This is a genomic window from Pseudomonas fragi (assembly GCF_002269505.1).
GTDB classification, from domain to species: Bacteria; Pseudomonadota; Gammaproteobacteria; order Pseudomonadales; family Pseudomonadaceae; genus Aquipseudomonas; species Aquipseudomonas fragi_D.
Genome location: NZ_NQKQ01000013.1, coordinates 74,528 through 88,429, shown reverse-complemented (window position 1 = coordinate 88,429; position 13,902 = coordinate 74,528). Strand labels below are relative to the sequence as shown.

Genomic DNA, 13,902 nt, shown 5'->3' with positions numbered 1-13,902 from the left:
CTCAATCTCCGTTGCTTAAAAGGAACGCGGCAAGTCGAGCAGGTGCTCGGCCACATAGGACAGGATCAGGTTGGTGGAAATAGGCGCTACCTGGTACAGACGGGTCTCGCGAAACTTGCGTTCGACATCGTATTCATTGGCAAAGCCGAAACCACCGTGGGTTTGCAGGCAGGCGTTGGCGGCTTCCCAACTGGCCTTGGCCGCCAGGTACTTGGCCATATTGGCCGCTGCTCCAGCCTTGCCCCCACTGTCGTATTCTTCGCAGGCACGCCAGCGCATCAAATCGGCGGCCTCAAGCTCGATATGGGCTTCGGCAATCGGGAACTGCACACCCTGATTCCGGCCGATCGGGCGATCAAACACAACGCGATCACGGGCGTACTGCGCGGACTTTTCATTGAACCAGCGGCCATCACCGATGCATTCGGCGGCGATCAGCGTGCGCTCGGCATTGAGCCCGTCGAGGATATAGCGAAAGCCTTTGCCCTCTTCGCCAATCAGGCTGCTGACGGGGATTTCAAGGTTGTCGAAAAACAGCTCGTTGGTTTCGTGATTGACCATATTGGCAATCGGCTGCACGGTCAGGCCGTTGCCGATGGCTTCGCGCAGATCAACCAGGAAGATCGACATGCCGTCGGCTTTTTTCTGCACGTCGGCCAACGGCGTGGTGCGGGCCAGCAGGATCATCAGATCGGAATGCTGAACCCTGGAGATCCACACCTTCTGGCCATTGATCACATACTTGTCACCCTGGCGCACGGCGGTGGTCTTGATTTTGGTGGTGTCGGTGCCCGTGCTCGGTTCGGTCACCGCCATCGACTGCAAGCGCAGTTCACCGCTGGCCAGCCGGGGCAGGTAGTCGTTTTTTTGCGCCTCGCTGCCGTGGCGCAGCAAGGTAAACATGTTGTACATCTGGCCATGCACGGTGCCGGAGTTGCCGCCACAATGGTTCACTTCTTCGAGAATTATCGAGGCTTCGGCCAGCCCCAGGCCCGAGCCGCCGTAGTGCTCCGGGATCATCGCCGACAACCAGCCCGCTTTGGTCATGGCGGCGACAAAGGCTTCAGGAAAGCCCTTTTCTTCGTCAATTCTGCGCCAGTACTCGGCCGGAAACTCAGCACACAGGGCGCGCACACCCTCGCGAATGGCGTTGTAGTCTTCGTTCAGATACGGATTCATTACAGCTCCTTGTTATCGTTATTCGTTGAAGCTCACTTCACCCTGCTGGGCGATGCCCTCTGAGTTGCCCACCCACAACTCGGCCTTGCCCGCTGCCACGACCCGCCCCCGGAGTAAAAAAGGCCGGGGCGCAATCAGCGGCCGCACGCCGCGATAGGCAAAGCGGCGTACATGGGCATGAGGGTTGGCGCGACAAAAAGCGCGCAGGCTCAGGGTGGCCATCAGCGGCCCGTGTACCACCAGCCCCGGGTAGCCTTCGGTTGCGCTCGCATAGGGCCAGTCGTAGTGAATGCGATGACCATTGAAGGTCACGGCCGAGTAGCGAAACAGCAAGGTGGGGCTGGGCGTGATCGACTCCTGCCAGATGCCCGCAGGCAAGGGCTCGCCATCAGCCAGCTTGGGCGGGGTGGGTTCGCGGTAGACGATGTCCTGCTCTTCACGAATGGCCAGTTGGCCGTCCTGTACATAGTCGTGCTGGACCGTGACAAACAACAGCGCGCCGGTTTTGCCGTGCTTTTCGCGCACATCGAGGATGGTGGAAACCCGTGTTGCCCAGGCATCCACCTTGAGTGCCGTGAAAAACTCGACACGTCCGCCCGCCCACATGCGATTACGGTTGTGGGCAGGCGGCAAAAACCCGCCTCGGGCCGGGTGACCATCGCCGCCCAGCCCGCTCTCCTCCACCGCAGGCTGGAAGAAACACCACTGCCACAACGCCGGCAGCGGCTCACCGACCTGCGGCACCCTCTCACCGAAAGTAGCGGCGATACGGGTTACCAGGTTCAGGCTCAGATAATCATGGATTTCTTCAGTACGACCGATCCAGGCAGACAGTGCGTTATCGCTCATCGGTGATTGCCCCGTGGCTTGTTATTTTGGCCATGATTGCCAAAAGCCGGGCGATCTGTGAATCTGCGTTTCGGTAAGGGGGCGTTCGGTTTTGCTTAACGCCCAAGACCCAACGGAACTCTGCCATGCACTTTGATCTTGTCGACCTGCGCCTGTTTATTCATATCGCCGAATCCCCCAGCCTCACCCAGGGGGCGCGCAAGGCGTTTATCTCCCCGGCAGCGGCCAGTGCGCGGATCAAGAGTCTGGAAGAAAACCTCGCCAGCCGCCTGTTGTACCGCGACAGCCGCGGCGTAGAACTGACCCCTGCCGGCGAACTGTTTTTGCAGCATGCGCGGGTGATCATGCGCCAGGTGGACTATATGAAAAGCGAGTTCACCGAGTACGATACCGAGGCTTCGGGGCATATCAGGATCTTCGCCAACACCACCGCGGCGAGCGAATTTCTGCCGGGAATCCTGGCCGGTTTCCTGGCCGAACGTCCCGGTGTAACGGTGGACCTGCAAGAGCGCCTGAGCCGCGATATTGTTCGCGGGGTCATGGATGGCTCAACGGATATGGGCATCATTGCCGGCCCGGTCGAAGCCGACAGCCTGCAAGTCATCCACTTCAGTACCGACCAGTTAGTCCTGGTCACGCCCCTCGATCATCCCCTGGCCCACTGCACGTCGATCAAACTGGCCGAAACCCTGGCCTATCCACATATCGGCCTGCACGAAGGCACGACCCTGCTACGCTTTTTGCATGAACAGGTCGCCCTGCACGGCAAGACCTTGAACATGCGCATCAAGGTCTACAGCTTCGAGGCCATGTGCCGTATGGTCGAAGCCGGGGTGGGCATTGCCATCCTGCCGGAGTCTTCGGCCCGTCGCCATCAGCAGACCATGGGCCTGACGGTGATCGAACTGGACGAGCCCTGGCGGGTGCGCGAACGCAGCATTCTGGTGCGAGACCTGCAGGCACTGCCCAAGGTGACCCGGGCCTTGATCAATAGAGTGCTGGCCCATCACAAGAGCGTTGCCCAGGCGTCAAACTCAGCATCCGCTTAGCCGCCAGATCAGCCTTGCAGCACAGCGCCTGTGTTCTGGTTTCGGTAATCGTGCGGGCTGATGCCCAATTGCTTGTGAAACGCTCGCCGCATGCGTTCTTCCCGACCGAAACCTGCGGTTTCGGCAATCCGTTTGATCGGCTCGCAGGTGGTTTTCAGCAACTGGCAGGCGGCATCAAGGCGCAACAGCTCTACCGCCTGGGCAGGCGTCTGGCCGGTAGTGGCCACATAGGCTCGGGCAAAATGGCGCGGGCTCATGCCAAATTGTTCCGCCAGTTTCTCCACACGCAGATCGCTTTGCAGGTTGGCCGCAATCCACCCATGCAGGCGCACCAGACGCACGTCCGGGTCAGTACGCAGGGCCCGCGACTGGGCATTGAGCGAAGCACTGAGCTGGGGTTGCCTGGCCGAACGCCAGAGGAACACGGTGAAGTATCGCGCCAGCTCAAGCGCGGCATGAGGGCCGAGATCCTGTTCGACCAGGCCCAGCGCCAGGTCGATACCGGCAGCGGCACCCGCGCAGGTCCAGAGATTGCCATCGTGCAGGTACAGCCCTTCGCTCTGGCACTGCAGCGCCGGGTAGCGGGCTTGCAGTTGTTCGGCAAATTTCCAGTGGGTGACCACCTTGCGACCCTCGAGCAGCCCGGCTGCGGCCAGGGCGAATGTGCCTGTACCTATGGAGCACAGCCTGCGTATGGACGCGGCGCGACTGCGTAACCAGCTGCAGACATGCGCGCTGGCTTCGAGTGCTGACACGCCCGGCCCGCCAGCCACTATCAGGGTGTCGATAACCGGCGCCTGCCGGTCGAGCTGTTCAAGGGACAGTGTATTGACGCTGATCCCGGAAACCGACGTGATCTGGCCTCCTGCCGGTGATACCAGCAGCAGCCGATAAGGTGGATGGCTGGTAAACGTGCCGCCCAACAGCCGGGGTATGGCGGCGAACACTTCCAGCGGCCCCGCCGCGTTGAGCAGCAACAGCTCATCGAATGCCAGTACCACCACCGTGCGCAACCGGGTGTCCGGCATGGCAGCAAAAGAGGGGTGTTTGGCATGGAGCGCCACGGTGTGCCTCGACATACTCGATTCCACGCATACGGGGAGCACGACAATGCTCCCCTGTTGCGCACAATGCCAGTGGAACCTTGATGGAATCTGACCATGTCAAACCTGCACAGCACCACCCTGAAACGCCACAAGACCGGCCTGGTCGGTGTCGATCATTCCCGCAGCGCCGGTGGTTACACGCTGTTCGCTCCGCAAACGGCAGATGGCAATGTATTGCTGATCGACCTGGACGGCGAAATCGTCCACCGCTGGAAGCTGCCTCAGCGCCCCGGCCGCGATGCCGTGATACTGCGCAACGGCAACCTGGGTTACAACGGCAACCACCCCGACTCACAGGACCTGTTCCCTGGCTGGTCGGTCTGGCATGGCGGTGCTTTCAGCGAGGTCACCCCTGACGGCGAAGTGGTCTGGGAACACACTGATCTTATGCACCATCACGATGCCCAATGGCTGGACAACGGCCATCTGCTCTACACCACCGTCGAACCGTTAAGCCCGCAGCTGGCCAGCCGCGTGGTGGGGGGTATTCCAGGCAGCGAGGCACCCGGCGGGGTGATCTATGCCGATGTGGTCAAGGAAATTGACCGCCAGGGCCATGTGGTGTGGGAGTGGCGCAGCTGGGAGCACCTGAGCCCTGAAGACTACCCGCTGCATGCTGCGTTTGAGCGCTACCACTGGCCCATGACCAACGCAGTCTCGCCGGGCCGCGACGGCAAGATAATCCTCAGCCTGCGCAGCGTCTCGGCGGTGATTGCCATTTCGCGTAGTAGTAGCAAGGTGCTGTGGCGCCTGGGCCATGATCTGGTTGCGCAACAGCACTGCCCGAGTGAGCTGGAAAACGGCAACGTGCTGGTATTCGACAACGGTATCTTTCGCCCGCATGCGAGCATGCCGCACTCGCGCATCCTGGAAATAGAGCCACTGAGCCAGCGGATCGTGTGGCAGTACGCCGATACCCCGGGCTATGCCTTTTTCACCCCGTTCATGGGCGGCGCGCAACGGCTGCACAACGGCAATACCCTGGTGACCGAGGCCAATTTCGGCCGTCTGTTTGAAGTCACCCCGAGGGGAGAAGTGGTCTGGGAATATATCAACCCCTACTTCGCCCCGTACCCGGATGCAGCCTCCAGAGCCTATCTGCCGGGTGAAAACAACGCGATCTTCCGCGCGCACCGTTATCAGTGCCGGGAAATACCATGGTTGGTTGTAGGATAAAAAGCTAAAAGCCCCTCACCCCAACCCTCTCCCGGAGGGAGAGGGAGCTGATTGGTGGGGATTTTGAAACCGCGGGCGGTCAGTTCCCTCTCCTTTCGGGAGAGGGAGCTTGATGTGCGGTACTGTGAAATCTGCTTTTGCTTTTAGTCCCCTCTCCCTCCGGGAGAGGGCCAGGGTGAGGGGGCTTTTGATCTTTGACATCCATGCGGGTCAAGCCCGCTGGAAATCAGTGCCGCTCGAGTGCATTCACCAGATCATGGAAAGCTTCACGGTTGGAGTCGTTGAGCCCCATCAGAATCTTGTGCGCTTCCAGCACTTTTACCCGCACCACCTCTTCGGTCTGATCCTGCGAAGGCAGGTCAGTCAGGCAATCCGGGCACGGGATCGGCTTGCCGATGATGTTGAATACCTGATCGAAGCCCATCGACTCAAGCAGCCGGGTAATGTCTTCGTGGGTGGTGACAACGGTCGGCAACAGCCCTGTTTTTTGCCGCGACAAGATCGACAGCTTCGCCAGCAAACCCAAGGTGGTGCTGTCAATGCTGCGGGTTTCGGTGAGGTCAATCACGATGGCGTTGAAGTTCAGCGCCGTGAAAATCCTCTCGATCGTCGCATCCAGAGCCGAACACAACGTCAGACGCACTTCACCCACAAACTTCAGGACAAAAGTGCCATCCTGTTCGGCGAACTGAATTCTACCGGTACTCATTTAAGATTCCTGCTCAACACCAACAAGGCGATATCATCCGGCATCTCCCCTAGCGTAGCTAATCCAAACACTTTGCGCAGACCATCCAGGCTGCCGCCTGCTGCTTTAACCAGTTGCGGTAAAGCAGCTTCCTTCTCTTTGAGCGTCGGCTCGGTCAAAAGATCCAGGATGCCGTCCGACATCAGGGTAAGGCTGAAGGCTTCAGGTAATTTCAAAACCTGGTCTTCATAGGTCGCTTCGTTGAACAGGCCAACGGGCAAACCCCGCCCTTCCAGATAACGGACACTGTCTGGAGTGTAGAGCACCGGCAGTGGCAAGTGCCCGCCAATGCTGTAGGTCAGCTCTCCAGTTTCTTCATTGATCACACCGCCCACCATGGTTACGTGCTTGCCCAGCTTGCAGTTGATCAGGCCGCGGTTGATGTGCCCAAGCACTTCGGAAGGCTTGAACTCCGGCAAGGTACCATTGCGCCTGGACTCGAACAGCAGGCGCGTGGTCATGAACTTGAGCAGAACGGTGACAAACGCTGAAGACGCGCCGTGTCCGGAAACGTCAGCCAGATAAAACGCAACCCGACGCTCATCCACCCGGAAATAGTCGACAAAATCGCCGGACAGGTACAGGGACGGAATAATCTGGTGAGCAAACTTGAACTCGTCAATCGACCACGGACTGACCGGCAGCATGTTCATCTGCACCTGCCGACCGGCATTCTGGTCTTCCTGCAGCAAATGCAGGCTGGCCTCCAGCTCGCGGTTGGCAGACTCCAGCTTGTCGCGATAACGCTGATTCTCAAGCTGCAAGCGTGCACGATCCAGCGCCCGGTGAACCGAATGCTCAAGAACGGCAAGGTCTTCAAGCGGCTTGATCAGGTAATCGGCAGCGCCCAGGCGCAGGGCCTCGACCACATCGCTCATCACACCGGCACCCGAGATCACGATCACCGGCGTTTGCAGCGAACGCTGGGCGACCTGGCGTATCAGCTCCAGGCCACTCATTTGCGGCATGCGCAGGTCACAGATGATCAGATCTGGCTGCTCTTGCTCGAACACCTGAAGACCTTGCAAGCCATTACTGGCTTGAAGGACGCTGAAGCCGCTGTCTTCCAGGTAGGCCGCCAGACTTGCGCGTACTACTTCGTCGTCATCAATGATCAGCAGCGTGGCACTGGTTTTTTGCATGTGGGCAAACGGCGCCAGAATTAGGTTGTCGTTGACCCTCGCAAACATCGGGATCAACAACTGAAATGGCTTGTGAACATCCCTGATTCAAATCGACTGTGTTGCTCGATCCTACAAAGGTGCCCGTGTAAGGCGCAGACGGTACTCCCATCCGCGGGGGGTTTCAAGCTCAGGCCGATGGCGGCTTGAGGTGTTCGTCACGTTAAATTACCGCGGGTTATAAGAACCACGTTTACGGCAACTAAAACCTAGGTTGCGCCCCTTCTTAAACGGAGTGTTTCTCATCTGCAACAATGCAAAAAACGGCCACTGGGGCCGTTTTTTCCGGGCGTATCGAACGAATCAGAAGTCGTCGACAACTTGCCCGTCTTTGACTTTGAATTCACGGCTTTGCAGATACGCATTGCGAATGAAAATGTACTTGTCACCGGTGATCAGTTTTTCAGCCGACAGCAGATTGGCCCGCGCATCGATGATTTTCATCCCGGCAACGGTGTTGCGCGCCGAGACGTCATGCATGTAACGGTAGGGTTCGGCGTAGGAGTCCGGGTAGATACCAAGGGCGTCTCGCACCGTACTTGGCCCCAGCAGCGGCAAAACAAGGTAAGGACCGCTGCTCAGGCCCCAGTAACCAAGGGTCTGGCCAAAGTCTTCGTCGTTGCGCTGCAGGCCCATCTTGGTGCCCACATCAAAGAAGCCGCCAACACCGACGATGGTATTCATCAGCAAACGGGCGGTATCCACGCCTGCAGCGTGTGGCTTGACCTGCAGCACGTTGTTGGCCAGGTTGCGCACGTCACCGACGTTTCGATACATGTTGTGGATGCCATCCTCCAGAAACTGCGGAGTGATGAACTGATAGCCCTGGGCTATCGGTTTCAAGGCATAGGTATCGAGGGTGTCGTTGAATTTGAACACAACCCGGTTAAACCCTTCCCACGGGTCATCTTCGGTGGCGGCATTGGCCGCCAAAGGCATCATGGCCACACCGGCACAGACAAACAATGGAGCGAGACGAACAGTCCAGCGCATAGCAAAACTCCCTGAAGTTACTCAACACTTGGGCGCTATGCCCTGAGTCAGAACACCAGTATAACGGCAAATGTCTTTTAGGCAGCCCCCAAGCAATCGCCTAAACAGACTTGTATAAAAGATAGACGTTCCCACCGCTGCCGATTCTTTTAAATCCACCCGCCCGCACGACAAAAAACACGCACCGGGGATTTTGATAGAGATCATGCACTTCGCCCGCGAGTGGATTAATCTAGAGACAGATCTTTTGCTCACTTCGAAGGTCTACACCAGAGCCTATCAATAAAGGATGAATGCTATGCCTGCCCGCGATCTGCAAGAACAACTCAATACCTTGCGCGAGCAACTGGAACAGAACCCGCCGCTCACCCAGGAAGAGCGTGAACATTTGAACCAGCTCGCCACACAAATCCAGGCTCAAATCGACATCGAAAAAGCGACCAACGATTCCAGCCTTGCCGACAGCGTCAACCTCGCTGTAGAGCGCTTTGAGGTCGATCATCCCACTCTCGCCGTCACCCTGCGCAGCATTGTGCAAACCTTGGGCAATATCGGCATCTGATTTCCGGTAACCCCCAGAAACAAAAAAGCCCCGACTCATTGCACATGAGCCGGGGCTTTGTTTTGCAACTCAGGCTGTCAGAGCCCTGATTGACCGCTCAACGCCAGGTCCAGCAGCTCGCGGTTGGCCACCGCGTACATAGCATAGTCGTTGCCGGTGGCGGCACGCAGGTCCACCAGCATCGCGCGCCAGCGCTCAACCATGGTGTGGTTCTGCTCAAGCCACAGCGACAGCCGTGCCTCGATGCTTTCCCCCGCATCGGTCATCTGCAGCACCGAAATGGTAATTGCCCGCTGCTGCCAGTCGATGTCGTCACGGAACGCTTCGCGGGCCAGGGCTTGCCAGTTGTTCTCCACCGGCAGGTTGCTGATCTGCTGCAAGTACCAGGTCAGGTCCAGCGCGCTGCCCACGGCAAAGTACGTCTTGGCCACGTCCGCAGCATTTTGCCCGGTAACATCCGAAGCTTCGATAATCGGCAACAGGGTATACAGGTGCGTGGTACCCGCCACCATGCGCGCCAGCAACTCCGGCACGCCAGCCTCGACGTAAGCCTGGTAGCGGGTCTGCCAGCCTTCGCGGGTCGGCCCTTCCAGCAACTCGTCAAGCTTGAGGCCCAACGCCGCCAGATGCGGGCCGAAGTGCGCCACATCGCGCGCAGCATCCAGCTCGTTACGACGGCTACGCAGGAACCAGCGCGTAGCGCGACGGCCCAGGCGCATTAGCTCATCCATCAGCGCCAGCTGGATTTCAGCCGGTACCTGGTAGTCCAGCGCTTCAATCTGACGGAACCAGTGCGGAAGATGGAAAATGTCACGCACGATCACGTATGCGCCAGCCACGTTGGCTGCACTCATGCCGGTCGACTCTTTCAAGCGTTCGACAAAAGTGATGCCCATGTGGTTGACCAGATCGTTGGCAATCTGGGTGCTGACGATTTCACGCTTCAGACGATGGCGACGCATGGCTTCAGCAAACTTGCTGACCAGCATCGGCGGGAACGCGGTTTCCATGTCGCGGGTCAGGTAGTCGTCATCCGGCACCTGGGAGTTGAGCAATGCTTCCTTGAGATCGATCTTGCTATAAGAGATCAACACCGACAGCTCGGCACGGGTCAGGCCATGGCCCGCTGCTACGCGTTCGTTGAGCTGCTCTTCAGACGGCAGGAACTCGATGGCACGGTCCAGCTTGCCACGGGCCTCCAGATCGTTCATCAGGCGCTTGTATTCGGCAATTCGCTCATAAGCCTTGCGTGCCGCCAGCGAAATGGCCTGGGTTTGCTTGTAGTTGTTGCCCAGCACCAGGCCGCCAACCTCGTCGGTCATGCTGCCCAGCAGCTGGTTGCGCTGCTTCTCGGTCATATCGCCAGCCTGCACCACTTCATTGAGCAGGATCTTGATATTCACTTCGTGGTCAGAGCAGTCGACGCCGCCGGCGTTGTCGATAAAGTCGGTGTTGGAGCCGCCGCCGTTGAGGTTGAACTCGACACGGCCCAGCTGGGTCATGCCCAGGTTGCCGCCCTCGCCCACTACCTTGCAGCGCAATTCGTTGCCATTGACGCGCAACGCATCGTTGGCCTTGTCGCCGACATCGGCGTGGCTTTCGCTGCTGGCTTTTACGTAAGTACCGATACCGCCGTTCCACAACAGGTCCACCGGTGCCTTGAGCAAGGCATTGAGCAGTTCTGTCGGGGTCAGCTTGTCGGCAGTAATCGCGAAGCGCTCTTTCATCTCGGCAGAGATAGCGATGCTTTTTGCGCTGCGCGAGAAGATCCCGCCGCCCGCCGACATGATGCCGGTGTCGTAATCCGACCAGGCCGAACGCGGCAGGTCGAACAAGCGCTGACGCTCGGCGAAGCTATTGGCCGGCTCCGGGTTCGGGTCGATAAAGATGTGCAGGTGGTTGAAGGCCGCGACCAGTTGCAGCTTGTCGGACATCAGCAGACCGTTGCCGAACACGTCGCCGGCCATGTCACCCACGCCGACCACACTGATGCTGTCTTGCTGGACGTTGATACCGCGCTCTTTGAAGTGACGCTGCACGCCAACCCAGGCGCCCTTGGCGGTAATGCCCATTTTTTTATGGTCATAACCGGCCGAGCCGCCCGAGGCGAACGCATCACCCAGCCAGAAGCCGTAATCAATGGCAATGCCGTTGGCAATATCGGAGAAGGTTGCGGTGCCCTTGTCGGCAGCCACGACCAGGTACGGGTCATCGTCATCATGACGAACCACGTTCAACGGCGGCACCAGCGCGCCATCTTTCAGGTTGTCGGTAATGTCCAGCAAGCCGGAAATAAAGATCCGGTAGCAGGCAATCGCCTCGGCCTGGATCTCGTCACGGCCGCCGCCCAATGGCAGACGACGCGGCACGAAACCGCCCTTGGCGCCCACCGGCACAATGACCGAGTTCTTCACTTGCTGGGCTTTTACCAGGCCCAGCACTTCGGTACGGAAGTCTTCTTCACGGTCAGACCAGCGCAAACCGCCGCGGGCCACATTACCGAAGCGCAAGTGCACGCCTTCAACCCGTGGCGAGTAGACGAAGATTTCAAACTTCGGCACCGGCTTTGGCAGCTCGGGGATCAGGTGCGGGTTGAACTTGAAGCTGAAATACGAACGGTTGTGACCGTTGGCATCCGGCTGGTAGAAGTTGGTACGCAGCGTGGCTTTGATCAAATCCAGGTAGCGACGCAGGATACGGTCTTCATTGAGCACCTGAACATCGTCCAGTGCCGTCAGAATCGCCTGTTCCAGACGTACTTGCTTGTCTTCCAGATCTTCGGCCGTCAGCTTGCGCGCCAGATAGAAACGGGTCTTGAACAACCGTGTCAACTCGCGGGCGATGTCGGTGTGGTTGTTCAGGGTGCTGGCGATATAACCCAGGTCAAAGCCCAGGCGAATCTGCTTTAGGTAACGCGCGTAGGCACGCAGCAACGCCACGTCGCGCCAAGGCAGGCCGGCAGTCAGTACCAGGCGGTTGAAGGCGTCGTTCTCGGCATCGCCGCGCACGATATGCACGAACGCATCCTGCAGCGTGTCGTTAAGTTGCTGGATATCCAGGTTCAAGCCTTCACCAGCGGTAAAGGCGAAATCATGAATCCAGAACTCGCGACCGTTGGCGTGACGCAAACGGTACGGGAACTCGCCCAGCACACGCAGGCCGAGGTTTTCCAGAATCGGCAGCACGTCGGACAGGGCCAGCGGCGTGTCGGCGTGGTACAGCTTGCAATGCAGTTCCTGGCCGGCGCTTTGCCCCAGTGGCTGGTAGAAGCTCATCACCAGCGGGTTTTTTTCGCTCAGGCTCATCAAATGCTGCATGTCGACCACGGCCGAGTGCGCAGCAAAGCGCTCGCGGTAACCTGCCGGAAAGCCTTTCGGGAAGTCGGCCAGCACCTTGGTGCCATTGGCCTCGCCGAAGCTCTCGACCACCAGGCTGGCGTAGTCGTCCTGCCAGCTGCGGCAAGCCTGGATGACTTCTTTTTCCAGCAGCAACGGGTCGATATCGATCCGATTTTTTGGGTCAACCCGCAAAATCAGCTGCACACGGGCCAGCACCGATTCCGAGAAAAAGGTCCAGAATTCGCAATCCGAAGCCTGCAGGCGCTCCATCAGTACCTGCTGGATTTTCTGCCGCACTTCGGTGGAATAGATGTCACGCGGCACATAAGCCAGGCAGTAGCAGAAGCGGCCATACGGGTCTTTGCGCAGGAACACGCGAATCTTGTTGCGTTCCTGGATCTGCACAATCGACATCACGGTGCTGAACAGCTCATCCACCGGGGTCTGGAACAGATCGTCACGGGGTAGCACTTCTACCACCTGCGCCAGTTCCTTGCCCAGGTGAGCCTTGGCCTGGAAGCCCGAGCGACGCTCGATCTCCGCGACCTTGCGGCGGATATAAGGGATCACGCGCACGCTTTCGCCATACACCGAGGAGGTGTACAGGCCCATGAAGCGGCATTCCTTGATGACCTTGCCGCTGGCATCGATCTGGCGGATCGATACATAGTCCGGGTACGCCGGGCGATGCACGCGGCTCGGGTGTGCGGCCTTGGCAAACGACAGCAGGGTCGGCATGCGCAGGTAGCTGACGGCGTAGTCTTCGATGCGCAGGTCTTCGGCGGTGAGGCCGGCGCGCAGCAACTTGGTCAGGCCAAGGAAAGAATTGGCGTCATATTCGATATGCCCGCCATCGGCTTCATCACGTACCACAAATTCTTCATAACCCAGGAAGGTAAAGTGGTTGCCCACCAGCCATTCCAGGAAGCTTTTGACTTCGGCTTTTTCGTCGGCGTCGACGGCGTACTGGCAGTTGTCGACACTGGCCAGCAACTCCTGCACCTTGGCCTTCATCGGCTCAAAGTCAGCCACGGCAATGCGCACTTCACCCAGAACCTGTTCCAGCTCCTTGCTCAGCACGTTCAATTCGGCGGCGTGGGCGCAGCGATCGATCTCCAGGTACATCAGCGACTCTTGCGAGACACCTTCGCCCGTAGTGCCCTTGGGCAGGATTTCCAGCAGCTCGCCCTTGCTGCCACGACGAACGCTCAATACCGTGGTTTGCAGGGTGTGAATGCTGTAACCGCGACGGTTCAGCTCGGTGCGTACCGAGTCCACCAGAAACGGCAGGTCGTGATGCAGCACTTCAACCGCGGTGTGGGTGGACTGCCAGCCGTGGCGTTCGTAGTCGGGGTTGAACACCCGCACTTGCGGCTGGGCCGGATCGAAGCGCTCCAGCAGGCGCCACGCTGACAGCGTGCAGCCAGCGAGATCGGACATGCGCCGTTGAGTGAGTTCATCCAGAGAAATGATGCCGAAGAATTGCTCAGCGAACAGCGCCACTTGTGGCAGTGCCTGTTCACTGATGTGCTGCGCCAGTGCCGCTTGCAGTTGATGCTGGAAGTCGGCTTTGCTGGCTGCGGTGAAGAACGCCATCTGTGGTACTCCGCTTGGGCTTGTTATTGAGAGAAGCGTCGCGTGTTATTCCCGCATGGGGAGCTGCCAATGCTGTGCAAGGTCTGACTCGGGCAGTTCACCTTCAACGCACAGCATGACAGGGA

The 13,902-nt window shown here is 58.9% G+C and carries 10 protein-coding genes; 3 read left to right on the top strand and 7 right to left on the bottom strand.

All coding sequences use genetic code 11. The features are described 5' to 3' along the window. Positions 1-15: 15 nt before the first annotated feature. Together CJU81_RS13535 and CJU81_RS13530 are read right to left on the bottom strand one after the other, a co-directional pair. Entirely contained in the window at positions 16-1,179 is a 1,164-nt protein-coding gene (locus CJU81_RS13535) for an acyl-CoA dehydrogenase family protein (protein WP_095037043.1), read from the bottom strand. 18 nt (positions 1,180-1,197) lie between these two features. Next, positions 1,198-2,028 (bottom strand): FAS1-like dehydratase domain-containing protein, encoded by an 831-nt coding sequence (locus CJU81_RS13530; RefSeq protein ID WP_095037042.1) that lies wholly within the window; start codon positions 2,026-2,028, stop codon positions 1,198-1,200. A gap of 125 nt (positions 2,029-2,153) precedes the next feature. On the opposite strand from CJU81_RS13530, the gene CJU81_RS13525 reads away from it, so the two are divergent. Further along, complete coding sequence (locus CJU81_RS13525) at positions 2,154-3,077, top strand: LysR family transcriptional regulator (protein ID WP_095037041.1); 924 nt, start codon at positions 2,154-2,156, stop codon at positions 3,075-3,077. An 8-nt stretch (positions 3,078-3,085) separates the two neighbouring features. On the opposite strand, the gene CJU81_RS13520 is transcribed toward CJU81_RS13525, so the two are convergent. Further along, positions 3,086-4,156: a GlxA family transcriptional regulator gene (locus CJU81_RS13520; RefSeq protein ID WP_095037040.1), complete on the bottom strand. Its 1,071-nt coding sequence runs from the start codon at positions 4,154-4,156 to the stop codon at positions 3,086-3,088. Positions 4,157-4,237: 81 nt separating this feature from the next. On the opposite strand from CJU81_RS13520, the gene CJU81_RS13515 reads away from it, so the two are divergent. Continuing rightward, positions 4,238-5,359 (top strand): aryl-sulfate sulfotransferase, encoded by a 1,122-nt coding sequence (locus CJU81_RS13515; protein WP_095037039.1) that lies wholly within the window; start codon positions 4,238-4,240, stop codon positions 5,357-5,359. A gap of 226 nt (positions 5,360-5,585) precedes the next feature. Here CJU81_RS13515 and rssC read toward each other — a convergent pair whose 3' ends face one another. The 3 genes from rssC to CJU81_RS13500 all read right to left on the bottom strand — a co-directional run bounded on the left by rssC (position 5,586) and on the right by CJU81_RS13500 (position 8,281). Further along, the gene (gene rssC, locus CJU81_RS13510) at positions 5,586-6,068 is read right to left on the bottom strand and encodes an anti-sigma factor antagonist RssC (RefSeq protein ID WP_095037038.1); all 483 of its coding nucleotides are present in this window, start codon (positions 6,066-6,068) and stop codon (positions 5,586-5,588) included. Beyond that, positions 6,065-7,249 carry a two-component system response regulator RssB gene (gene rssB, locus CJU81_RS13505; protein ID WP_095037083.1) on the bottom strand — a complete coding sequence of 395 codons (1,185 nt, stop codon included), beginning with the start codon at positions 7,247-7,249 and terminating at the stop codon, positions 6,065-6,067. Before rssB ends, rssC begins: the two co-directional genes overlap by 4 nt. 342 nt (positions 7,250-7,591) lie before the next feature. Then, positions 7,592-8,281, bottom strand: coding sequence for an MlaA family lipoprotein (locus CJU81_RS13500; protein ID WP_095037037.1), 690 nt, complete (start codon positions 8,279-8,281; stop codon positions 7,592-7,594). A gap of 298 nt (positions 8,282-8,579) precedes the next feature. On the opposite strand from CJU81_RS13500, the gene CJU81_RS13495 reads away from it, so the two are divergent. Then, positions 8,580-8,843, top strand: a complete 264-nt coding sequence (locus CJU81_RS13495; protein ID WP_095000540.1) for a DUF4404 family protein — start codon at positions 8,580-8,582, stop codon at positions 8,841-8,843. Positions 8,844-8,920: 77 nt separating this feature from the next. On the opposite strand, the gene CJU81_RS13490 is transcribed toward CJU81_RS13495, so the two are convergent. Then, entirely contained in the window at positions 8,921-13,777 is a 4,857-nt protein-coding gene (locus tag CJU81_RS13490; protein WP_095037036.1) for an NAD-glutamate dehydrogenase, read from the bottom strand. Positions 13,778-13,902: the final 125 nt, after the last annotated feature.